At 71.5% G+C, this 22,404-nt stretch carries 19 protein-coding genes, 1 tRNA gene and 1 riboswitch; of the genes, 13 read left to right on the top strand and 7 right to left on the bottom strand.

Going from position 1 to position 22,404, the window contains the following annotated elements:
* Positions 1 to 24: 24 nt before the first annotated feature.
* Positions 25 to 95, bottom strand: a tRNA-Gly gene (locus tag RE421_RS00520).
* Between the two features lie 95 nt (positions 96 to 190).
* On the opposite strand from RE421_RS00520, the gene dcd reads away from it, so the two are divergent.
* Entirely contained in the window at positions 191 to 772 is a 582-nt protein-coding gene (gene dcd / locus RE421_RS00515; RefSeq protein ID WP_309812620.1) for a dCTP deaminase, read from the top strand.
* Positions 773 to 844: 72 nt separating this feature from the next.
* Here the strand turns inward: dcd and RE421_RS00510 are convergent, their stop codons facing one another.
* Complete coding sequence (locus RE421_RS00510; protein WP_309812617.1) at positions 845 to 1,078, bottom strand: hypothetical protein; 234 nt, start codon at positions 1,076 to 1,078, stop codon at positions 845 to 847.
* A gap of 109 nt (positions 1,079 to 1,187) precedes the next feature.
* Between RE421_RS00510 and RE421_RS00505 the strand changes: the two genes are divergently transcribed.
* From RE421_RS00505 to mnhG, 7 genes are all read left to right on the top strand, one after another.
* A complete protein-coding gene (locus tag RE421_RS00505) occupies positions 1,188 to 2,507 on the top strand; it encodes an MFS transporter (RefSeq protein ID WP_309812614.1) in 1,320 nt (439 codons plus the stop codon).
* 149 nt (positions 2,508 to 2,656) lie between these two features.
* Entirely contained in the window at positions 2,657 to 5,800 is a 3,144-nt protein-coding gene (locus RE421_RS00500) for a Na+/H+ antiporter subunit A (protein ID WP_309812612.1), read from the top strand.
* A complete protein-coding gene (locus RE421_RS00495; protein ID WP_309812609.1) occupies positions 5,797 to 6,519 on the top strand; it encodes a Na(+)/H(+) antiporter subunit C in 723 nt (240 codons plus the stop codon). The genes RE421_RS00500 and RE421_RS00495 overlap by 4 nt, the downstream gene beginning before the upstream one ends.
* Positions 6,519 to 8,273, top strand: coding sequence for a Na+/H+ antiporter subunit D (locus tag RE421_RS00490; RefSeq protein ID WP_309812606.1), 1,755 nt, complete (start codon positions 6,519 to 6,521; stop codon positions 8,271 to 8,273). The genes RE421_RS00495 and RE421_RS00490 overlap by 1 nt, the downstream gene beginning before the upstream one ends.
* Positions 8,270 to 8,878 (top strand): Na+/H+ antiporter subunit E, encoded by a 609-nt coding sequence (locus tag RE421_RS00485; RefSeq protein ID WP_309812603.1) that lies wholly within the window; start codon positions 8,270 to 8,272, stop codon positions 8,876 to 8,878. The genes RE421_RS00490 and RE421_RS00485 overlap by 4 nt, the downstream gene beginning before the upstream one ends.
* On the top strand, positions 8,875 to 9,162 hold the full coding sequence (locus RE421_RS00480) for a monovalent cation/H+ antiporter complex subunit F (RefSeq protein WP_309812600.1): 288 nt from the start codon (positions 8,875 to 8,877) through the stop codon (positions 9,160 to 9,162). Before RE421_RS00485 ends, RE421_RS00480 begins: the two co-directional genes overlap by 4 nt.
* A complete protein-coding gene (gene mnhG / locus RE421_RS00475) occupies positions 9,155 to 9,601 on the top strand; it encodes a monovalent cation/H(+) antiporter subunit G (protein ID WP_309812599.1) in 447 nt (148 codons plus the stop codon). Before RE421_RS00480 ends, mnhG begins: the two co-directional genes overlap by 8 nt.
* Before the next feature lie 40 nt (positions 9,602 to 9,641).
* Here mnhG and RE421_RS00470 read toward each other — a convergent pair whose 3' ends face one another.
* The gene (locus RE421_RS00470) at positions 9,642 to 9,923 is read right to left on the bottom strand and encodes a DUF4235 domain-containing protein (protein ID WP_309812598.1); all 282 of its coding nucleotides are present in this window, start codon (positions 9,921 to 9,923) and stop codon (positions 9,642 to 9,644) included.
* A gap of 101 nt (positions 9,924 to 10,024) precedes the next feature.
* Positions 10,025 to 10,130, top strand: a riboswitch (TPP riboswitch).
* 91 nt (positions 10,131 to 10,221) lie between these two features.
* Between RE421_RS00470 and RE421_RS00465 the strand changes: the two genes are divergently transcribed.
* The 3 genes from RE421_RS00465 to RE421_RS00455 all read left to right on the top strand — a co-directional run bounded on the left by RE421_RS00465 (position 10,222) and on the right by RE421_RS00455 (position 13,382).
* Complete coding sequence (locus RE421_RS00465; protein WP_309812596.1) at positions 10,222 to 10,854, top strand: ECF transporter S component; 633 nt, start codon at positions 10,222 to 10,224, stop codon at positions 10,852 to 10,854.
* A 3-nt stretch (positions 10,855 to 10,857) separates the two neighbouring features.
* On the top strand, positions 10,858 to 12,504 hold the full coding sequence (locus tag RE421_RS00460) for an ABC transporter ATP-binding protein (RefSeq protein WP_309812593.1): 1,647 nt from the start codon (positions 10,858 to 10,860) through the stop codon (positions 12,502 to 12,504).
* 86 nt (positions 12,505 to 12,590) lie between these two features.
* Complete coding sequence (locus RE421_RS00455) at positions 12,591 to 13,382, top strand: energy-coupling factor transporter transmembrane component T (protein WP_309817507.1); 792 nt, start codon at positions 12,591 to 12,593, stop codon at positions 13,380 to 13,382.
* A gap of 63 nt (positions 13,383 to 13,445) precedes the next feature.
* Here RE421_RS00455 and RE421_RS00450 read toward each other — a convergent pair whose 3' ends face one another.
* On the bottom strand, positions 13,446 to 14,630 hold the full coding sequence (locus tag RE421_RS00450; protein ID WP_309812590.1) for an aminotransferase class IV: 1,185 nt from the start codon (positions 14,628 to 14,630) through the stop codon (positions 13,446 to 13,448).
* An 83-nt stretch (positions 14,631 to 14,713) separates the two neighbouring features.
* Complete coding sequence (locus RE421_RS00445; protein WP_309812587.1) at positions 14,714 to 17,422, bottom strand: MMPL family transporter; 2,709 nt, start codon at positions 17,420 to 17,422, stop codon at positions 14,714 to 14,716.
* A gap of 144 nt (positions 17,423 to 17,566) precedes the next feature.
* On the opposite strand from RE421_RS00445, the gene RE421_RS00440 reads away from it, so the two are divergent.
* A complete protein-coding gene (locus RE421_RS00440; protein WP_309812584.1) occupies positions 17,567 to 18,148 on the top strand; it encodes a TetR/AcrR family transcriptional regulator in 582 nt (193 codons plus the stop codon).
* Between the two features lie 9 nt (positions 18,149 to 18,157).
* The gene (cls, locus tag RE421_RS00435) at positions 18,158 to 19,657 is read left to right on the top strand and encodes a cardiolipin synthase (protein ID WP_309812581.1); all 1,500 of its coding nucleotides are present in this window, start codon (positions 18,158 to 18,160) and stop codon (positions 19,655 to 19,657) included.
* A gap of 13 nt (positions 19,658 to 19,670) precedes the next feature.
* On the opposite strand, the gene RE421_RS00430 is transcribed toward cls, so the two are convergent.
* Together RE421_RS00430 and RE421_RS00425 are read right to left on the bottom strand one after the other, a co-directional pair.
* A complete protein-coding gene (locus tag RE421_RS00430) occupies positions 19,671 to 21,845 on the bottom strand; it encodes a chorismate-binding protein (protein ID WP_309812579.1) in 2,175 nt (724 codons plus the stop codon).
* Positions 21,842 to 22,354 (bottom strand): MarR family transcriptional regulator, encoded by a 513-nt coding sequence (locus RE421_RS00425; RefSeq protein WP_309812576.1) that lies wholly within the window; start codon positions 22,352 to 22,354, stop codon positions 21,842 to 21,844. Before RE421_RS00425 ends, RE421_RS00430 begins: the two co-directional genes overlap by 4 nt.
* Positions 22,355 to 22,404: the final 50 nt, after the last annotated feature.

The raw sequence follows: 22,404 nt of genomic DNA, 5'->3' as shown, positions 1-22,404 counted from the left end.
GGCAGGGTCCGGGCAAAAAAAGAGAGCGGGCGACGGGAATCGAACCCGCGTATCTTGCTTGGGAAGCAAGCGCTCTACCATTGAGCTACGCCCGCAGGACACGAGCCTATCGGCCGGTCACGCGTCATCCAGCTTACACGGATTCCCCGGTGGGTCGATGCAGTCGCGAGGGCTGCGCTACTTTGGGTAGGTGCTTCTCTCAGACCGCGACATCAGGGCCGAACTCGACGCCGGGCGCATCCAGCTGGATCCCCTCGTGCGGGAGATGGTGCAGCCCTCCAGCGTGGACGTGCGTCTCGACCGGTACTTCCGGCTGTTCGACAACCACAAGTACGCGCACATCGACCCCGCCGAGCCACAGGAGGACCTGACGCGGCTGGTGGAGGTGGACCCCGAGGAACCCTTCATCCTGCACCCGGGCGAGTTCGTGCTGGGCTCCACCTATGAACAGGTCACCCTGCCGGAGGACATCGCCGCACGGTTGGAGGGCAAGAGCTCGCTGGGGCGGCTGGGACTGCTGACCCACTCGACCGCCGGCTTCATCGACCCCGGCTTCTCCGGCCACGTGACGTTGGAGCTGTCCAACATGGCCACGCTGCCCATCAAGCTGTGGCCGGGCTCGAAGATCGGCCAGCTGTGCTTCTTCCGCCTGACGTCCCCGGCCGAGTACTCCTACGGCTCGGGTCCGTACCTCAACCGCTACCAGGGCCAGCGCGGTCCCACGGCGTCCCGCTCGCATCTGAACTTCCACCGGACGGTCATCGAGCGGTAGGCGGGGGTCCCGCGGACATCAGTTGCTGGATCCGGTGGGGGTGTTTCCGGTCAACACCCCCCACGAGACTCATCAACTGATCGTCGGCGACGTGGCTCCGAGCCGGCGCTGCATGATGCCGATCAACCGGGTGAACCCGTTGTGGCGGTCCTCGGAGGTCAGTCGCACGACCATCCAGCCCCGCTCCTGGAACCAGGCGTCCCGGCGGGCATCGGAGGCCTGCTGCCTTCCCCGATAGGGCCGGTTGACGATGGCATCCCCGAGGACCACGAGTTCGCTGGCGGTGAGGACGGGTTCGAGGTCCAACCAGGCGTGGGACAGGGTGTCTACGCGAACACCCCCACAGGATCCAGTAACTGATGCTGACGGACCGGCCGTTCACTGATCCGCCGCCGCGGCCCAGTACCATGCCCGCATGAGCACCCCTCCGGTGGCGTCCCCCGATGCCGGCCCCCTCGACCGTCCGCTGAACCGCAAGCACGTCACGGCGTGGGCCTTGTGGGACTGGGGCTCGGCCTCCTTCAACGCGGTCATGGTGACGTTCGTCTTCGGGACCTACCTGGCCTCGGACGCGTTCGGGCCGGACGACCGGGGCACCCAGTGGCTGACGGCGGCCAACGCCATCGGCGGCCTGGTCATCGCTCTGACCGCGCCGATCATCGGGCAACGGGCGGACGCCGGCGGGCGGCGCAAGCTGTGGCTGGGGCTCAACACCGGGGTGGTCATCGCGCTGACGGCGCTGTGCTTCCTCGTCACCCCCGAGGAGTCCAGCCTGCTGCTGGGCGTCATGCTCATCGCCGCCGGCAACGTGGCCTTCGAGTTCGCCGGGGTCAACTACAACGCCATGCTGCTGCAGGTGTCCACGCCGAAGACCATCGGCAAGGTCTCCGGGCTGGGCTGGGGCGCCGGTTATACGGGCGGGATCTTCCTGCTGCTGTTGCTCTATGTGGGCTTCATCGCCGGGGACACCCACTGGTTCGGGGTCCCCAACAGCGATGCGCTCAACATCCGGGTGGTGGCCCTCTTCGCGGCAGCCTGGTTCCTGGTCTTCGCGCTGCCGGTGCTGCTGTCCGTCCCGGAACACCGGGCCAGCACGCCCGCCGGAGCACGCCGGAGCATCCTGGCGTCCTACCGGGAGCTGTTCCGGACCATCGCCGGACTGTGGCGGCACGAGCGCAACACCTTCTGGTTCCTGGTGTCCTCCGCCGTGTTCCGGGACGGGGTGGGCGCCATCTTCACCTACGGGGCCATCCTGGGCACCACGGTCTACGGGGTGGCCGCGGCCGACGTGCTGATCTTCGGGATCGCCGCCAACGTGGTGGCTGCCGCCGGATCCTTCCTCGGCGGCTGGATCGACGACCGGATCGGGCCCAAGCGCGTCATCATGGGATCGCTGGTCGGCCTCATCGTCACCGCCACCATCGTCTTCTTCCTGGACGGCACCATGGCGTTCTGGGTCTTCGGCCTGACCCTGTGCTTCTTCGTGGGCCCGGTCCAGTCCGCCTCCCGATCCTTCCTGGGCCGGCTGACCACGGAGGACCGGGCGGGGGAGATCTACGGCCTCTACGCCACCACCGGTCGGGCGGTGTCCTTCCTGGCCCCGGCGCTGATCTCGGCGGCGATCACCCTCACGGGGGACTCCCGCTTCATGGTCCCGGCGATCCTGCTGGTGCTCATCGCGGGGATGGTCCTGCTGATCCGGGTGCGGGATCCGAAGGTGGACGCCGCCCGCTGAGACCGGACGTCAACCTGGGATCAACGCCGACGGGGCACCGGGCATTCCCGTGAATCCACCATGACGCCGTGAGCACAAAGCGTCAGCCGGACACCGGCCCAGACGGTAAGCTGTAACGGACCCCCCACCCTGAAGCTGGAGGCCGCCACGTGCTGACTGTGCTCATTGCGCTCTTTGCAGTGGCACTCGTCGCCCCCCTGATCTTCCGCGTGGCGGACCGCAACGCCTTCTACGTCCTGGCCGCGGTGCCGGCGGTCGGTTTCCTCTGGCTCCTGACCCGGCTGCCCGCCGTCCTCGAGGCGCAACAGGCCGTGAACTCGGGGGCCATCCCCCCCGGCGCCGAGCCCGGCGGACTTGTGCAGACTTATCCGTGGATCCCGGACCTGGGGATCGAGCTCACCTTCCGGATGGACGCCCTGGCCACCTTCATGGGGCTGATCGTGCTGGGTGTCGGCGCCCTCGTGCTGGCCTACTGCGCCCGGTACTTCCAGAACAACGAACCCCGCAACGCCGCCTTCGGCGCGCAGCTGCTGGCCTTCGCCGGTGCCATGTTCGGGCTCGTCACCACGGACGACCTGATGGTGCTCTACACCTTCTGGGAACTGACGTCCGTCCTCTCGTTCCTGCTCATCGGCTACTCGGCGCACCGCATCTTCGCCCGCCGATCCGCGATCCAGGCCCTGATCGTGACGACGTTCGGCGGACTGGCCATGCTGGTCGGCCTCGTCATGCTCGGCCAGGCCGCCGGCACGTACCGGCTCTCCGAGATCGTGGCCCGCGGCCCGGAGCTGATGTCCGGCCCGTTCGCCGGCGCCTTCATGGAGTGGGCGATCGTGCTCGTGCTCATCGGCGCCCTGTCCAAGTCGGCCCAGGTCCCCTTCCACTTCTGGCTTCCGGCCGCCATGGCCGCCCCGACCCCGGTCTCCGCCTACCTGCACGCCGCCGCCATGGTCAAGGCCGGCATCTACCTGGTGGCCCGCCTCGCCCCGGCCTTCGCCGAGTCCGGCTGGTGGCAGGCGCTCGTGCTCGGCGTGGGCCTGTGGACCATGCTCGTCGGCGGCTGGCGGGCCCTGCGCCAGACGGACATCAAGCTGATCCTGGCCTACGGCACGGTCTCCCAGCTGGGCTTCCTCATGGTCGCCAACGGCCTGGGCAACCAGGACGCCGCCATGGCCGGGCTGGCGATGCTCGTGGCCCACGCCCTGTTCAAGGCGCCCCTGTTCATGGTCGTCGGCATCATCGACCACGAGGCCGGCACGCGCGACCTCGCCAAGCTCTCCAGGATCGGCCGCAACCACCCCTGGCTCGCCACCACGGCCGTCCTCTGCACGGCCTCCATGGCCGGCATCCCGCCGCTCTTCGGCTTCGTGGCCAAGGAGTCCGTCCTGGAGTCGATGCTCCAGTGGGCCCAGCACGGCGCCGGCGCCGGCCTGTGGTCCACCCTGTGGGCGTGGGCCCCGCTCGTGGTCGTGTCCCTCGGCACCGTCCTGACCGTGGCCTACTCCGCCCGGTTCCTCTGGGGCGCCTTCGCCACCAAGAGGGTCCGCACGGACGGCGAGCTGAAGACCGTCACGGACACGCGGTTCCACGGTCCGGTCACGATCGGCGCCCTGGGGCCCTCGGCCCTGCTGGCGGTGGCCTGCGTGGTGTTCGCCCTCGCGCCCGGCACCGTGGACGCCCTCCCGGTGGTGTTCGGCGCCTCCATGGACGCGCTGGAGCCCGGGGCGGAGGCCGCCTACCTGGCGCTGTGGCACGGCTGCACCCCGGTGCTCGCGATCTCCGTGGCCCTCGTGGTGTTCGGCCTGCTGCTCTACTGGGGCAAGGACGGGGTGGCCCGCGTCCAGGAGGCCGTGCCCTCCTGGGTGGACGCCCAGCGCCTCTACCGCTACACCCTGAGGATCCTGGATGACGTGGCCGTCTGGGTCACCGGCCGCACCCAGCGCGGCTCCCTGAGCTTCTACCTGTTCATCATCCTGACGGTCGCCTTCCTCGCCCCCCTGCTCGCCCTGGTCTTCCCCCAGGTGCACGACGGCGGCGCGGGGCTGGCTTCCACGATCCTGGGCACCGCGAACTGGACGTGGGCCGATTCCGTGGCCCAGGTCCTCGTCGGCGCGGCGATGGTCACGGGGACGATCGCGGCGATCCGGGCCCGCAAGCGCTTCATGGCCGTGCTGCTCGTCTCCATCACCGGCTACGGGCTGGCCGCGGTCTTCGCCCTCCAGGGCGCACCGGACCTGGCGCTGACCCAGCTGCTCGTGGAGTCCATCGTCCTGGTGGCGATGGTGCTCGGGCTGCGGGTGCTGCCGGCCGGCTGGTACACGCGGGACCGCACCAACATCCGCTGGGCCCACGCGGTGCTCGGCATCCTCTTCGGGCTGGTCATGATCGGTGTGGCCGTGACCGCCATGGCCTCCCGCGTGGCGGACCCCATCTCGCTGGAGATGCCGCGACTGGCGTACGAGGAGGGCGGCGGCGCCAACATCGTCAATGTGCTGCTCGTGGACATCCGCGCCTGGGACACCTTCGGGGAGCTCACCGTGCTGGCCGCCGCGGCCACCGGTGTGGCCTCGCTGGTCTTCATCCAGCACCGGGACCGGCGCACCGGAGACCTGGACGCGGTGGCCTCCGGCTCCGTGGGCCGGTACACCCCCACGGGGCCGCTGGAGAAACGTGAGCTGGCGGCCGTGCGCAAGTTCGCGATCGTGGACGAGGACCAGTGGCTCGTCGCCGGACGCACCGTGGCCCCCGAGCGCCGCTCTATCATCTTCGAGGTGGTCACGCGCCTGATCTTCCACGTGATCATCCTGCTGTCCTTCTACCTGCTGCTGGCCGGGCACAACACCCCCGGCGGCGGCTTCGCGGGCGGGCTGATCGCCGGGCTGGCCCTGACCATCCGCTACCTGGCCGGCGGGCGCTACGAACTCGAGCAGGCCATGCCCATCCCGGCCGGCGTGCTGCTCGGCTCCGGCCTCGCCGTGGCCGCCCTCACGGGCATGGCCCCGTTGTTCTTCGGCGGCCAGGTGTTCCAGTCCGCCATCATCGAGTTCTCGCTGCCGGTGTTCGGGGACATCAAGTTCGTCACGTCCACCATCTTCGACATCGGCGTCTACCTCGTGGTGATCGGCCTGGTCATCGACGTCCTGCGGTCCCTCGGGTCCGAGGTGGACCGCAGGTCCGAGGCCGAGACCGCGGCCCAGACCGAGGCGGCGCGCCGACGTCGCGAGGCCCGCGCGGCGTCTCAGGGATCCGTTGGCACCGGCGGAGCCAGCGAAACCGGGACGGTGACCTCATGAGCGTGAACCTGTTGTTGCTGCTGGTCATGGGCGTGATGTACGCCGGGGGCATCTACCTGCTGCTGGAACGGACCCTGACCCGGGTCCTGTTCGGCGTGGTGCTGATGACGAATGCCACGAACCTGCTGATCGTCACGGTGGCAGGCGCGCCGGGGCAGGCGCCACTGGTCGAGAACGGGGTGGACCCCGGTGCGTACACGGATCCTTTGCCGCAGGCCCTGACGCTGACCGCGATCGTCATCTCGTTCTCCATCACGGCGTTCATGCTGGGGATGATCTACCGGTCCTGGAAGCTGGGCCGCCGGGACGAGGTCCTGGTGGACACCGAGGACGTCAAGGTCGCCGAGCGGCCCTCCTTCGACGCGGAGGACGACGCGGAGCTCCTGGAGGAGCCCTCGGAGTTCCTGGACGAGGACGAGGACCCGAACGCGGACTACGAGCACGCCACGGCCATCAACCCCTCCACGGGGGCCATGGCGGTGCGGCGCCGCCCGGACGGGACCGTCAAGGTCAAGACGGACGCCAACCGGCACCTGCCCGGGGCCGGCCGGCAGCGGCGCCGGCATGATCCGGAGGAGGGCGAACACCCCGTGGGCTCCCAGGGCCATGACGACCATCTGCCGGATGAGGACGAGCGCTCCGGCAGCCCCCGGTCCCGGCCCCGGGGCCGTCACCCCGGTGGCCCAGAGAACCCCGACACCCCGAAGGGCGGTGAGTGATGGACTTCCAGATCGTCTCGCTCGCCCCCCTGGCCGTCCTGTTGCCGATCCTCGGCTCCGCCCTGGCCTTCGTGCTGGTCCGCCGGCCCAAGGCGCAGATCGCGGTCACGGTCACCACCATCACGCTGACCCTCCTGCTGGAGTGCCTGCTGTTGGCCGCCACGTGGGACACGGGCGCGGTGGCCGTGTTCCTCGGCGGCTGGGAGGCTCCCTGGGGCATCACCATGGTCGTGGACCGGTTCTCGGCCCTGATGCTGGTGATCTCCTCGGCGATCGTGCTGGCCGTGTTGATCTACGCCTCGGCCCAGGGCATCACGGACCAGGACCAGGGCGGTCCCGTCTCGATCTTCCACCCCACGTTCCTCATCCTGGTGGCCGGGGTCTCCAACGCGTTCCTGGCCGGGGACCTGTTCAACCTGTACGTGGGATTCGAGATCCTGCTGACGGCCTCCTATGTCCTGCTGACCCTGGGCGGGACCGGGCCGCGGGTGCGTGCCGGCGTCACCTATGTGGTGGTCTCGGTGATCTCCTCGGTGATCTTCCTGATCGCCATCGCCATGATCTACGGCGCCACCGGCACCGTGAACATGGCCGACCTGGCCGTGAAGCTGGCCGAACTCGACCCGGACGTGCAGATGGTGCTGCACGTGATGCTGCTGGTGGGCTTCGGCATCAAGGCCGCCGTGTTCCCGCTGTCCTTCTGGCTGCCCGACTCCTACCCCACCGCCCCCGCGCCGGTGACCGCCGTGTTCGCCGGGCTGCTCACCAAGGTGGGCGTCTACGCCATCATCCGCACTGAGACGCTGCTGTTCCCGGGAGACCGGGTGAACGCGCTGCTGATGTGGGTGGCGCTGCTGACGATGATCGTCGGCATCCTCGGGGCCCTGGCACAGAACGACATCAAACGTGTGCTGTCCTTCACGCTCGTCTCCCACATCGGCTACATGATCTTCGGCGTGGCGATGTCCAGCATCCTGGGCCTGGGGGCCACGGTGTTCTACGTGGTCCACCACATCACCGTGCAGACCGGCCTGTTCCTCGTGACGGGACTAATCGAGCAGCGGGCCGGGTCCGCCAACATCGACCGGCTGGGCGGGCTGGCCCGCATCTCCCCGGTGATCGCGATCCTCTTCTTCATCCCGGCCATGAACCTCGGCGGCATCCCGCCGTTCTCCGGCTTCCTGGCCAAGGTGGGGCTCCTCCAGGCCGGCGTGGCGATGCACGAACCCCTGGTCTGGGCCCTGGTGGCCGGATCCGTAGTGACCTCCCTGCTGACCCTGCTCGTCATGGTCCGCGTGTGGACACGGTCCTTCTGGCGCCGCGTGGAGGACGTGGAGCACCCGCCGGCCAAGCTGGTGCTGGCCCTCGATGACGCGGAGGCGCGGCGTGACGGCACGCCCCGCCCGTCCACCTTCGCCAAGGGCCCGGCCCGAGGCATGGTCTACCCGACCGTGGGACTGGTGGCCCTCGGACTGGCCTTCACCGTGTGGGCCGGACCGCTGTACGCCTTCTCGGACCGCGCCGCCACGGATATGCTGGCCCGCACCCCTTACATCGAGGCCGTGCTTGGCCCGGAGGCGGCCGAGCAGGCCGTGCAGGACGTGGGCAGCCTCGAGGACCGGGGCATCATCTCCCCGGGGCAGGAGAACTCAGGCCCGGGAGAGCTGGACTCCATCCGCGGGGACTCCGAAGGGCATAACACCGGATCGCGGCCCCGCGAGGACGCTCTCACCCCGGAAGGAGGGCAGCCATGAGCACGGACCAGAACGGGCAGAACGGCCAGGACAGTTCGGACAGCCAGCGCTCCTTCTGGAGCCAATGGCCCATCCTGCTCGGACTGAGCCTCACGTGGGGAGCGCTGTGGCAGGACTTCTCCCCGGGGGTCCTGCTGGCCGGCGCCCTGTTCTCCACGCTGATCCTGTGGTTCTACCGGTTGCCGCGGGTGAACTTCGCCGACCGCTTCAACCCCTGGTACGCCCTCGTGTTCACGGGCCGGTTCCTGTGGCACGTGGTGACCGCCTCCATCTCGGTGGCCTGGGAGGCCATCACGAAGGGCCCGCGGATCGTCAACTCCGTGGTGGCCGTGCCGCTGCGCAGCCATGACGACCTGATCGTCACCCTGACGGGCCACGCGCTGGCGCTGGTGCCCGGCTCCCTCGTGATCGACGTGGACCGGCCCAGCTCCACCCTGTTCCTGCACTGCCTCAACGTGGAGAACGCCGAGGCCGTCGAGGCCTTCCGGGACGAGGCGCGGCGGACCGAGGCCGCCATCATCCGGGCCATCGGCAGCAGGGCGGATCTGGAGTTGGTCCGCCGGGACGAGGCGGACCGGGTCCGTGGGGGGAGTGGGCGCGCATGACCCTCTTGGAATGGGCGGGAATCGTCTGCATCGTGCTGCTGGGGGTCGGTGCGCTGGCCGCGATCTACCGGATCGTGCGCGGGCCCTCGATCTTGGACCGGGCCATCGCCACGGACGTGCTGCTGATCGTCATCTCCTCCGCGCTGTGCGTGGACATGGCCGTGCACCACCACACGGACAACCTCGTGTTCGTCGTGGTGGCCTCGGTGATCGGGTTCGTGGGCTCGGTGACGTTGTCCCGGTTCGTGGCGGAATCGAAGAAGGAGCCGAGCGAACATGTTTGAGACCGGAACGTCCCTGGACACCGTGCTGGACTCGATCGCCGCCGTGCTGCTCGTGCTCGGCGCCCTGATGTCCACCGTGGCGGGCATCGGCCTGTTCCGCTTCCCGGACCAGCTCTCCCGGATGCACGCGGGTACCAAGCCTCAGGTGCTCGGTCTGCTGCTGGTGCTGCTGGCACTGGCGTTCGCCTGGCGGGCCTGGGTTTGGGTCCCGGTGCTGCTGCTGGCCTGGATGCTGCAGATGCTCACGGCCCCGGTCTCCGCCCACCTGGTGGGCCGGGCGGGTTACCGCACCAAGCACCTCAAACCGGAGTACCTGTACGTGGACGAGCTGGCACATGTGGTCGCCAGCCATGACGACGCCGGCCGTCCGGCCGCCTCGGTGCCGGACCAGCGGACCGTGCCCCAGGAGGACCCGAGCGACGACCACGGGCGGGACTGACGCCGGCCGCGGTGCGTGCCGGCCGGCGTCGTGCCTCCGCTCAGACCTCGGCGGCGCCGGCCTTCTTGGACGAGCGGGACTTCATCGACTCGATGGCCTTGTGCGCCCCCCGCTGCGAGGTGACGCGGATCAGGGCCGTGATGCCCGCGGAGATCGTGGCGAACGTGATGGCGCTCCACATGTTGGCCTCGGTGTCCTCGGCGTCCTTGGGCGCGTCATGGCCCGTGACCTTTCGCCAGGTGAACTCGACGAGCTTGGTGCCGACGTAGCCGCCGGCCACGGTGATGGCCGTGCTGACGATCTTGTCCGTGAGATTGTTCATGGGGTGTCCTCCCGGCTGCGGTTCGTGGTCAGTCCCACCCTAACGGCTGGAACCTCCCTGCGGTGCGTGCACGGCGGCCGTGCACTATGATGGGCGGACACTGTGAACGACAGGGGAGCACCGCAGCGGTGCTGAGAGTGCGCGGAAGCGCAGACCCTCGAACCTGCCCCGGCTAGCACCGGCGAAGGAAGTCGAGTTCTCTGATGGAACGTCAGGACGCCGTCCAGTGGGGGCCGGTCAACCGGCTCCCGTGGCGTACCGTTCCATCCCCCTCCTTGGATCCTTGAGGAGGACAACCATGGTCTCTGTGCAGACCGCATCGCCCGTCACCACCCCGCACCAGCCGCGCCGCTCCTGGCGGGTGGTGGACATCGTGGTGGCGGCCGTCATCGCGGTGGCCTGCGGCGTGATCTTCTGGGCCTGGAACCTGGCCTACGCCGGGCTGAGCCCCGCCTTCGCGGCCTTCCCGCCCTCGTCCGCCCTCGTGGCGGGCATGTGGCTGTTCCCGGCCGTCCTGGGCGGGCTCATCATCCGCCGCCCCGGCGCGGCCCTGTTCACCGAGCTGGTGGCCGCCACGGTCTCGGCACTGCTGGGGTCCCAGTTCGGGCTCACCGTGCTGGCCTCCGGGCTGGTCCAGGGCCTCGGTGCGGAACTGGTGCTGCTGGCGTTCCTGTACCGCCGCTTCACCCTGCCCGTGGCGCTGCTGGCCGGCGTGCTGACGGGGATCTTCGGCGGCATCAATGACGCCTTCATCTTCAACTGGTTCCCCGAGTACACGCTGGAGTGGAAGTTGATCTACGTGGGCCTGGTGGGGGTCTCCGGCCTCGTGATCGCCGGGCTGCTGTCCTGGCTGGCCACCCGCGGGCTCGCCGCCACCGGGGCCCTGTCCGCCCTGCCGTCCCGCCGGGCCCACCAGGAGCCGGTGGTCTGAGCGGTGCCCGGAGCGCGCATCACGGCCGAGGGCTGGGGCTGGCGCCACGCCGGCAGGCCCGCGGCCGCCGTCGCCGGCCTGGACCTGACGGTTCCCGCCGGGCAGAGGGTGCTCCTGGCCGGACCCTCCGGGGCGGGCAAGTCCACCCTGCTGTACGCCCTGGCCGGCGTGCTGGACCCCGCCGACGAGTCGGAGGAGACCGGCCGCCTGCTGGTGGACGGCATCCCCTCGCGGGAACTGCGCGGCCACGCCGGGCTGGTGCAGCAGGACCCCGAGACGCAGGTCATCCTGTCCCGCGTGGGGGACGACGCGGCCTTCGGCGCCGAGAACCTGCGGGTCCCGCGGGAGCTGATCTGGGACCGGGTCCGGGACGCCCTGGACGCCGTGGGACTGGGAGAGGAGCACGGGATCTCGCTGTGCCGGGACACCTCGAAGCTGTCCGGCGGGCAGAAGCAGCGGCTCGCGCTGGCCGGGATCCTGGCCATGCGCCCGCCGGTGATCCTGCTCGACGAGCCGACCGCCAACCTGGACCCCGCCGGCGTCCTGGAGGTCCGCGACGCCGTGCTCGCCGTGGTGCAGCGCACCGGCGCCACCCTCGTGGTGGTGGAGCACCGGCTCGCGGTCTGGGCCGAGCACGTGGACCGGCTGCTCGTGCTCGAGCCCGGCGGCGGCATCAGCCACGACGGCACCCCGGGCCAACTGCTGTCCCCGGGCCCGGTGCGCGAGGCCCTGGCCGCCGCCGGCGTCTGGGTCCCCGGCCACGTCCCCGCCCCCACCCCGGTCAACTGGAGGTCGAATCCGGCCCATTCTGGAGCAGAATCGGGCGAGAAACGGGCCACTTCTGACCTCCAGTTGCAGGGGGGCAGGGGGCGGGAGGGCACGACGGCGGCCGGTCCCGGCCCGCTGTCGGCCCACCGCCTGCTGGGCGCGAGTGGCCTGTCCGTCTCGCGGGAGCCGCTGCGGCCCGGGTGGCGCCGCCGCTTCACTCCGGTGCCGGAGCCGGTCCAGCGGGACCTGGACCTGACGCTGCAGGCCGGCGAGGCCGTCGTCGTGACCGGGGCGAACGGGTCCGGGAAGTCCACGCTGCTGCTGACCCTGGCCGGGCTGATCCCCGCCCATGCGGGCACGCTCACCGCCGGGCCCGCGCTGAAGGGCGAGCGCGGCGCCCGGCTGGCCGAAGACCCGTTCCGCTGGCGGGCCGCGGACCTGGTGAGCCGGATCGGCACGGTGTTCCAGGAGCCCGAGCACCAGTTCGTGGCCACCACGGTGCGGGACGAGCTGCTGTTCGGGCCCCGCCACGCCCGCGACCCCCGGACCGGGCATCGGCTGTTCACGGACGAGGAGGCCGCCGGGCGGGCCCAGGCCCTGCTGGAGGCGCTGCGGCTCACCGCGCTGGCCGACGTCAACCCGTTCACGCTCTCTGGTGGGGAGAAGCGGCGCCTGTCCGTGGCCACGGTGCTGGCCGCCGGCCCGGAGGTGGTGTTCCTGGACGAGCCGACCTTCGGCCAGGACGCCCTCACGTGGGCCGTGCTCGTGGGGCTGCTGCGCGACCTGGTGGCCGAGGGCCGCTCGGTGCTGGCCGTGACCCACGACGCCGACTTCGCCGCGGCCCTGGACGCCCGGGTGATCGAGCTGGAGAGCGCCGCATGAGAGCACCCCAGCCGTCTGCCCGTCGAGCAACCTCCCCTCGCGCTGTGCGGGCAGAGATCACGAGTGAGCTCCGCCCGCACAGCGGCGTGGAGGCGCCGTCCCGTCCGGTCGCGGTCTCGGCGTTCGAGAGGGCCAACCCGCTGGCCAAGCTGGCGGCGCTGCTGCCCGTGACCGCGGTCCTCGTGGCGACCATGGACTGGGTCTCCTCGGGCATCGTGCTGGCGGCCGCCGTGGCCCTCCTGCCCCTGTCCGGGATCCGCGTCGGCGAGTTCCTGCGCCGCGCCTGGGTGCTGCTGGCCGCGGCCCTCATCTCGGCCTGGGGGACCGCGTTGGTGGGGGAGGACTCCGGCGCCGTGCTGCTCGAGGCCGGGCCGGTGCTCCTCTCGGAGGGCTCGGTGCTCGCCGGACTGGCCACGGGACTGCGCATCCTGGCCGTGGCGCTGCCCGGGGTGATGGTCTTCATCACCACCGACCCCACCGACCTGGCCGATGCCCTGTCACAGCGGCTGCGGCTGCCGGCCCGCTTCGTGCTGGGCTCGTTGGCCGCCTTCCGGCTGCTAGGCGTGCTGACGGAGGAGTGGCGGACCTTGGGCCAGGCCCGCCGGGCCCGCGGCGTGGGGGCCGGCGGTAACCCGTTCCGGCGTCTGGGCTCGTGGCTGGGGCAGGTGTTCGGGCTCATGGTGCAGGCGATCCGCCGGGCCACCAAGCTCGCCGTGACCATGGAGGCCCGAGGTTTCGGCGCCGGGCGGCGTACCTGGGCCCGGGAATCGCGGTTCGCCCGCATCGACCTTTGGGTGGTGCTCGGCGGCGTCGGGCTGGCCGCGCTCGCCCTGGGACTGTCCGTGGCCAGCGGCGCCTTCAACCTGGTGTGGGCGTGAGCCACGGGCATCAGTTGTCGGATCTGGGGGTGGTGCTGACTGCCAGCACCACCCCCAGATCCATCAACTGATCGGCGTCGCGCCGGTCCCGTTCGGCCCGTGGTCGCCCGGGGCGAGGTCCTCGGCCAGGAAGGCGTTGAGCTGCTCGGTGAGTCCGGCGTCCTGGGGCAGCTCCTCGCCGTCCAGGTGCGTCACGGGCGCCACCAGGCGCACGGAGGAGACCAGCCACACGGCGTCGGCGTCGAACAGGTCGGCCGGCTCCAGCGGCCCGTAGCCCAGCGCCCAGCCGGCCTGCGCGGCGGCCGCGAAGATGGTGCCCTGGGAGGTGCCGGCGAGGATGCCTGCGCTGCGCAACGGGGTCACGAGCTCCACGCCCTCGGTCCCGTCCGGCCGCGGAACGCGCCGGGCCAACAGCACGGTGGAGGTCGGCCCCTCCAGCACCTTGCCGTCCGAGGACGTGAAGATCACGTCATCGGCTCCCTGGGAGGCGGCGAAGCGCAGGGCGGCCATGTTCACGGCGTAGCTCAGCGACTTGGTGCCCATCAGCAGCCAGGGCGCCCGCTCGGCCGCCCCGGAATCGAAGCCGCGGTCCAGCAGAAGCACCCTCAGCCCGCGCTCCCGGGCGCCGGCCAGCCCCGCGGAGACCGGGGAGACGAGCACCCAGTAGGTCCCCGTGAGGTGCGGCGGGACCAGCAGCTCCGGTTCCGTGGTCTCGGCCAGTTCACCATCGGAGCCGACGTCGGCCGCGCCCCGCACGTAGTGCCCGCCCCCGGGTGCCCCCTCGGGGCCGCGGGTGGCCACCAGCTTGACCACGGCATCGGCGTCCGGAGAGCCCTGCGCGAAGGCCCGCAACCCCGCCGCCGCCGCGCGGCGCCAGGCCTCCGCCGGGGGAACCGGGATCTGGAGGGCCTCGGCGGAGGAGGCCAGCCGGGCCAGGTGGGAGTCCTCCTTGCGGACCCGGTGTCCGGCGGCAGCGCCGTCCGGCCCGGCCGGCGCCACGGCCGTCATCGTCTCGAACACCCCGTCGCCCCGGGTCGCCCCCTGGTCCGTGACGAGCAGCGCCGGCAGCCGCGGATCGGCCACCCGGAGGACCACTGCGGGCTCGGTGCCCACCGTGGAACCGGCGCCCGCCGCGGGGCCGGCCGGGCCGGCGTCGGGCTCCAGGAAGACGACGACGGACTCCCCGGGACCGGGGACGAACGGAGCGGAGGGTACGGGGGACGCGGCGGAGGCGGGCGTGGCGGACATGATCCCAGACTACGCAGAAGGGCGGGGCACACCCACGGTGCGCCCCGCCCTCGCCGTCGTTCCGGATGGCGGTGGGTGGCCGGTCAGACCCGGACGGTGTTCGCCCGGTCCGGCTCGGCCCCCGGGTCGGTCCCCGCCAGCTCGGGATCCGAGTAGCCGTGGCTGCGCTCCAGGGAGGCGCCCTCCACGTCCACGTTCGGCAGGATGCGGTCCAGCCACTTCGGCAGCCACCAGGCGGCATCGCCGAACAGGTGCATCAGGGAGGGCACGAGCAGCAGCCGCACGATGAACGCGTCCACGAGCACGCCGAATGCCAGGCCGAAGCCGATCGGTTGGATCATGGCGGACTCCGAGAACACGAAGCCGCCGAACACGCTGATCATGATGATGGCCGCGGCGATCACCACGGACCGGCCGGCGTGCAGGCCCTGCTGGACGGCCACCTTGGCGGGGGAGCCGTGGGCATAGGCCTCGCGCATGCCGGAGGAGACGAACAGCTGGTAGTCCATGGCCAGCCCGAACAGCACGCCCACCAGGATGGTCGGCAGGAACGCCAGGATCGGGGCCGGGTTGTGGACCTGGAAGATCGGTGCCAGCCAGCCCCACTGGTAGATGGCCACCACGCCGCCCATCGAGGCGAAGGCGGAGAGGATGAACCCGCCCGTGGCCACGAGCGGCACCAGCAGCGAACGGAACACCACGATCATGATGATCAGCGACAGCCCGACGACGACACCCAGGTACAGCGGCAGGGCGGCGGCGAGCTTCTCGGCCACGTCGATGAACCCGCTGGTGCTTCCGGCCACGGCCAGGTCGGTGGCCTGCACCCCCGCGTCGGACAGGTCGGTGGCGCGCAGGGTGTGCACCAGTTCCTCGGTCGAGACGGCGTTGGCCCCCTCGGTCGGGATGACCTGGAACATGGCCATGCCGTTGTCCTCGGACACGGCGGCCGGGACCACGGCGGTCACGTCCTCCACGTCCCGCAGCTGCTGGGCCACGGCGATCTGCTCATCCGTGATCTCCGCGTCGCTCAGTCCCTCGGGCAGGTCCACGGTCACCACGAGCGGGGCGTTGCGGCCCTCGCCGAAGGACTCGCCGATGGCCTGGTAGGCCTGGTAGCTCGCCGACTCCACGGGCTCCGAGGCGCCGTCCGGCAGGCCGAGGCGCATGGAGAAGAACGGGATGGCGATGACCGCCAGCACGGCGATGGACACCACGGAGGTGAGGACCGCCCGGAGGTTGGACATCGGCTTCGGCGCGGGGCGTGCCGCCGGCTGGCCGGCCTCGACCTCGTGGGGGGCGGCGGCGTGCTTGCCGGTGCTGTCCGCGGCAGCGGTGAGCGCGTCCGCCGCCGCGCGCTCCTTCTTCGAGAGCACCCGGTGCCCGGCGAGGCCCAGCAGGGCTGGCAGCATGCTGATGGCGATCAGCACGGCCAGGGCGACGCAGACGGCGCCCACGGTGCCCATCAGGCCCAGGAACGGGATGCCCGTGACGTTCAGGGCGGCCAGCGCGATGACCACGGTGAGCCCGGCGAACACCACGGCGTTGCCGGAGGTCCCCACGGCCAGGCCGATCGACTCGTGCAGCGGGACACCGTCCTTGAGCTGGCGGCGGTGCCGGTTGATGATGAACAGGGCGTAGTCGATGCCCACGGCCAGGCCGAGCATGAGGCCCAGCACCGGGGTCACGGAGAGCATGTCGATGAGGCCGGAGAACGCCAGCGTGCCGGCGGCGCCGATGCCCACGCCGATCAGGGCGGTGAGGATCGGCAGTCCGGCGGCCACGAAGGTGCCGAGCATGATGAACAGCACGACGGCGGCGATCACCAGTCCGACGACCTCGGCCGGGCCGACGATCGAGGGGATGGCCTGGGACAGGTCGTTGGCGGGCAGGACCTCGACCCCGCCGATGGACGCGTCCGTCAGCGTGGCCACGACCTCGTCCTTCACGGCCTGGTCGATCTCCAGCATGGGGGCGGTGAACGTGACGGAGCCGATGGCGGTGGTGCCGTCCTCGGAGACCGTGGAGTAGTCCTCGGTCAGGGCCAGCATCTGCTCGCCCTGGGCCAGCTCGGTCTCGCCGTCCTTCAGCTCGGCGGCGGAGGAGTCCAGGGTGGCCTGGTTGGACTCGATCTGAGCGTTGCCCTCGTCGAGCTGGGCCTGGGCGGCCTCCAGCTGCTGGCGCTGGGCGTCCAGCGCGGCCTGCTGCTGCTCGAGCTGGGCCATCATCGCGGCCGGGGAGCCGGCGGCCTCGGCCTGGGCGCGGGCCTCGTCCAGCTGGGCTTGGCCGGCCTCGAGCTGCTCGACTCCGGAGTCCAGCTGGGCCTGGGCGTCCTCGGCCTGGGCCACGGCCTGGTCGAGCTGGGCCTGGCCGTCCTGCAGCTGCTGGCGGCCGTCCTCCAGTTCGGCGCGGCCGTCCTCGAGCTCCTGCGCGCCGTTGGCCTTCTGCTCCTCGGTGGCGAAGGGGTCGAGGGTGGAGTCCACGCCCTCGATGCCCTCGACCTCGGTGAGCAGGTCGGAGACCTGCTGCTCCTGCTCGGCGGTCAGCTCGGAGCCGTCGTCCGTGCGGAACACCACGGTCCCGGCGCCGTTGGCCGCCTCGGGGAACTCCTCCTGGAGCCGGTCGGTGACCTGGCTCGTGGGGGTCCCGGGGATGGTGATCGAGTTGGTCAGCGTCCCGCCGAAGGCGAGGAATCCGCCGAAGGCCAGGGCGAGCACCACGAGCCAGGATCCGATCACCGTCCAGGGGCGTCGGGACGACCCGAATCCGAGTCGGTAGAGCAGTTCGGCCATGCGGCGGTTCTCCTTGCGGGACGGCGTGGTGTGCTGGGACCGGCGAAGACGGGTCCGCGGACCACTATAGTAGACGGAACGTCTCGTATTGAATTAGCTGGTGTGGAATGGGTCACTCCAGCCGGGGAAGAGGGAGGAACGCCAGTGAGCGTGGAACAGCGCGGGCGGCCGCGGAGTGAGAAGTCGCGGGTGGCCGTCCTGGAGGCCACCGCGGGGTTGATGGTGGACTGCGGCTACGAGGACCTGACGATCGAGGGCATCGCCGCCGCCGCCGGCGTGGGCAAGCAGACCATCTACCGCTGGTGGGGCTCCAAGGCCGGCGTGGTGGTGGAGGCCCTGGCCGAGGGATACCTGCAGATGCCGCTGACCGCGCCGGCGGACTCGGGGGACCTGCGCGGGGACCTGCGCGGCTGGCTGCTCGAGCTCAAGGGCGAGATCGAGGCCCCGGAGGTGTCCCGACTGGTGCAGGCCATCATGTCCGCGCTGACCTCCGCCGGCGAGACCTCCTCGGCCATCCACGAGTCCCTGATCCAGCCGATCATGGACGGGCTGGACGCCCGGTTCGGGGCGCATGACCGTGCCCACCCGGGGCAGTTGACGGCCCCGCCGCAGTTCCTGGCCGAGACCGTGGGGGCCTCGTTGCTGCTGCACGTGATGTTCGCCCGGCCGCTGACGGTCGAATGGATCGATCAGCTTCTGGACCTGGTGGTTCCCGGCTCCCCGTAGGCTGGGGTGATGCTCTGGCCCGTTGCCGAGTTCGGCTCCTACCCCTACTGGCTGACCGTGATCTTCTGGGTCCTCGATGTCGGCATCCGCATCCTGCTGCTCGGCATCGTCCCAGGCGGCCGGCGCCCCGCCGTGGCGATGGCGTGGCTGCTGGTCATCTTCTTCCTGCCCCTGCCCGGCCTCGTGCTGTTCCTGCTGCTGGGCTCCTTCCGGCTCGGCGGGCAGCGCCGGTCCCGGCAGCGGGCGGTCAACGAGGCGCTCGGCCAGGCCACCGCGCACCTGCGCCTGCCCAACGACGCCGGCATGGCGCCCCGGTACGTGGTCTCGGCCGCGCGGCTGACCCGGAACCTGACGAGCTTCCCGATGCTGGACGGCAACGGCTTCGAGTTCATCACCGACTACCGGGCGTCCATGCGGAAGATGGCCGAGGACATCGACCGCGCCACGGACTACGTGCACCTGATCTTCTACATCCTCGCGGACGACCCCGAGGACCGTCAGGGGTATTCCTCCATGGTGCTGGACGCCCTGGAGCGGGCGAAGGCCCGCGGCGTCACCGTGCGGATCCTCTTCGACCACATCGCCTCGATGCGGGTGAAGGGCTACCGGAAGATGCGGCGCCGGCTGGACGCGGCTGGTCTCGAGTACCACCTGGCCATGCCGGTGCTGCCGCTGCGGGGCAAGTACCAGCGGCCGGACCTGCGCAACCACCGCAAGATCCTCGTGGTGGACGGGCTCGTGGGCTACACCGGCTCCCAGAACCTCATCGAGCCGGGCTACCGGCGGGCCTCCTCCCGCCGCCTGGGCCGCGAGTGGGTGGACCTGATGGCCCGGATCACCGGGCCGCTGGTCGCCTCGCTGGACATCGTGTTCGTCACGGACTGGTACGCGGAGACCGGCGACGAGCTGGAGGGCAAGTTCCGCGAACCAGACGTCACCGAGTACGAGGTGGACGAGGGCAGCATCGGCCAGGTGGTGCCCTCCGGGCCGGGGTTCTCGAACGAGAACAACCTACGCCTGTTCAACCACCTGTTCTACTCGGCCCGCGAACGGCTCGTGGTGGTCTCGCCGTACCTGGTCCCGGACGACTCCATGCTCTACGCCCTGACCACGGCGGCCCAGCGGGGGGTGGAGGTGGAGCTGTTCGTGTGCCGCAAGGCGGACCAGTTCATGGTCCACCACGCCCAGCAGTCCTACTATGACGCCCTGCTGGACGCCGGCATCCGCATCTACCGCTACCCGGACCCCAACGTGCTGCACTCCAAGCTGTTCACCATCGACAACGACGTGGCGGTCTTCGGCTCCTCCAACATGGACATGCGCTCCTTCTCCCTGAACATGGAGGTCTCCGTGCTCACGGTGGGTTCGGAGATGGTCGAGGCGCTCCAGCCGGTGGTCGAGCAGTACCGCGAGGTGTCCGAGGAACTGACGAAGGAGCAGTGGCGGGCCCGGCCGCGGGCCCAGCGCTGGACGGACAACGTTTTCCGCCTGACCTCAGCCCTCCAGTAGTGAGGGGAGGGCGTCAGGCCTCGGGGAAGGCCGAGCCGAGCACGCGCAGCACCCCGTGGGCCTTGGTGCGCACCTCGTCCCACTCCTCCGCCGGCACCGAGTCCGCGGTGATCGCCCCGCCGACCCCCAGCGAGAGGTGGGTGGACTGCGCGCCGGGACCGGCCGACGTCGCGCCCGGCACCGGCACCGCCACCAGCGTGCGGATCAGCACGTTCAGGTCCGCCGCGCCGTCCGCGGAGAGATAGCCGGCCACGCCTGAGTAGAGCCCGCGGGGGCCCGCCTCGATCCGCTCCAGCAGGTCCATCGTGGAGATCTTCGGCGCACCCGTCATGGAGCCCGGCGGGAAGGCCGCGGCCAGCGCGTCCGCCCGCGGGACCCCCGGCTCCAGCTGGGCCGTGACCGTGGAGACCATCTGGTGCACGGTCGGGTAGGACTCGATGGCGCACACCCGCGTGGTCGCCAGCGTGCCGGGGACGGCGAAGCGGGAGAGGTCGTTGCGCGCCAGGTCCGTGATCATGATGTTCTCGGCCCGGTCCTTGACGGAGGCCGCCAGCTCCGCGGCCAGGGCCGCGTCCTGATCGGGCGTGGCGCCGCGCGGCCGCGTCCCCTTGATCGGCTCGGTCACCAGCCAGGTGCCGGCCGCCGCGGAGGAGACCGAGAGGAAGCGCTCGGGGCTCGTGGAGAGGATCTCCAGCGGCCCGACGCCGGCCCCCACCGCCGCGCGCAGGTACAGGGTGAAGGGGGCCCGGTTCGCGGCCGCGAGGCGGCGATAGGTGGACCAGCCGTCGAAGCCGTGCGCCGTGGCCTCGAGCTGCGTGGTCAGGCAGACCTCGTAGGTGTTGCCCTCCACGATCTCGTGCTGCGCCGCGCGGATCTTGGCGAGGTACTGTTCCCGGGAGTCCCGCAGAGTGAACTCCGGGGGCCGGGCTCCTGCGGGCGCCTGTCCGACGGCCTCGGGCACGGTCCCGGCATCCAGGTCCCGGACGGTCCGGTCCGCCCACGCCGGCCCCTCCGGATCGTCGGCCCGCCAGTACAGCACGGTGGTGCCGGCGACGTGGTCCACCGCGGCCCCGCGTCCCGGCCGGAACAGCAGCGCCTCGGGCGGCGCGGAGGGAGAGGTCGCGGAGGCAGCGGTGGCCGCGCCGTCCGGGGATCCCGCCTCGCGCTTGATGCCGTAGCCGATCCAGCCCATCCACCCGGGCCGGAAGGGGCAAGGCCCGCCCTCCGGACCGCCCTCCGGCCCGGCCGAACCCTCCGGGGCGCCCGCGCCGCCCGGCCAGACGGTGGCCAGCCACGGGAAGAACCCGCCGGGGCGGCGCACCGTGACGTGGCCGGACCGCACGGTGGTGGTCCCGGAGCGGTGCTCGGCGCGTGGCGAGGTGTCCGTGGCCAGGCCGACGAGCGAGTGGCGGCTGCGCTCCGGCGCGGGTGTGACATCCCGGTCCGAGCTCTCCAGCAGCACGGCGGTCGCCGCCTCCGGCCCGCCCGCGGCCGCGAACAGCGCCCGCGGGTCGGCCGCCGTGGGCAGGGTGCGGTGGGCCCAGCGGTCCGGGCCGGGGCCGGGCACCAGAGCCAGGGCAGCGTCCCAGCCGGGCAGCGAGCGCAGCCCCTCCACGAGGTCGGCCGCGGCGGCCGGCGTGACGGCCTGGCCGTCCACCACCAGCCACGCGGCGTCCGCCACGTCGTCGCCGGCGAGGTAGTCCTCCTCCTGCGCGGCCCAGCGGTCCCAGTGCGCGGCGAAGGTCTCGCCGTCACGGCCCAGGGCGCGCCGCTTGCGCTCGGCCTGGTCCATGGCCACCCAGGCCACGGCATGCACGAACGGCCGGGCCTGCCGGTGGCCGGCGCCCACGCCCTCCAGGATCACGACGTCGGCCGGGGCCGTGGTGTCCGCCTGCCCCGGTGCGCCGGTGGTCCAGTCCCACCACCGCCAGCGGGCGGCACGGCCGGCGGCCAGCGGGGCGACGACGTCCCGGACATAGCCGGGGAAGGACGCGGCGAGCCCGTCCCATCCGGGGTACACGGAGTCGAGGTGGAACACGGCCACGGACAGGTGCGGGCGCAGCAGGGCCGCTGTCTCCACGGCCAGCGAGGTCTTCCCGGCCCCGGAGCGGCCGTCGATCGCGAGGATCAGGGGCGTCGGGCCTTCTCCGGGCGGGGTCGCCAGGCCGGGTCCGGTGGTGGGTGTCATGGCGTGGCGTCGGCGGCTGGCGAGCCGGTGGGCAGGGCGCCCGCCGCGGTTCCGAAGGCGTCGAGGGCCTCGGTGGCCGCGTCCAGGACCTCGGTGGCCGTCTGTAGCTGGTCCGGAGTGAACCGGGAGAGGTGGCCGGCCAGGCTGCTGGCCATCGGCCGGAAGATCCTCCGCCCGTCCGCGGCGGCGGTGTCCGTGTGGGAGATGCTGATCCGGCGCCGATCGGTCGTGGAGGGGGTGCGCTGGGCGTGCCCGTTGGCGACGAGCCGGTCCACGAGGGCGGTGGTGGAGGCCGAGGTGAGGCTCAGCATCCGCCCGAGGTCGGTGGGACTGGTGTTCAGGCCGGCCGCCTGCCGCTGCATGAGGATGGTCAGGGCCCGCAGGTCGGTGCGGTGCAGGCCGCTGCGGTGACCGGCGGCGTCGGTGGTCCGGTCCGCCATCTCCGCATACCGCCTCAGGGCATGGATCAGCTGGGAGAGCTCCGCGGACTCCTGGCCGGAGTGCGGCATGGTGGGCCTCCTACCGCCGGTGATTGACGCCCCAGTCTACTGAGGGGCAC

The organism is Citricoccus sp. I39-566, assembly GCF_031432995.1.
Lineage (GTDB): Bacteria > Actinomycetota > Actinomycetes > Actinomycetales > Micrococcaceae > Citricoccus > Citricoccus nitrophenolicus_A.
Note: the sequence above shows the minus strand (reverse complement) of the source record. Positions and strands in the feature narration are given on the sequence as shown.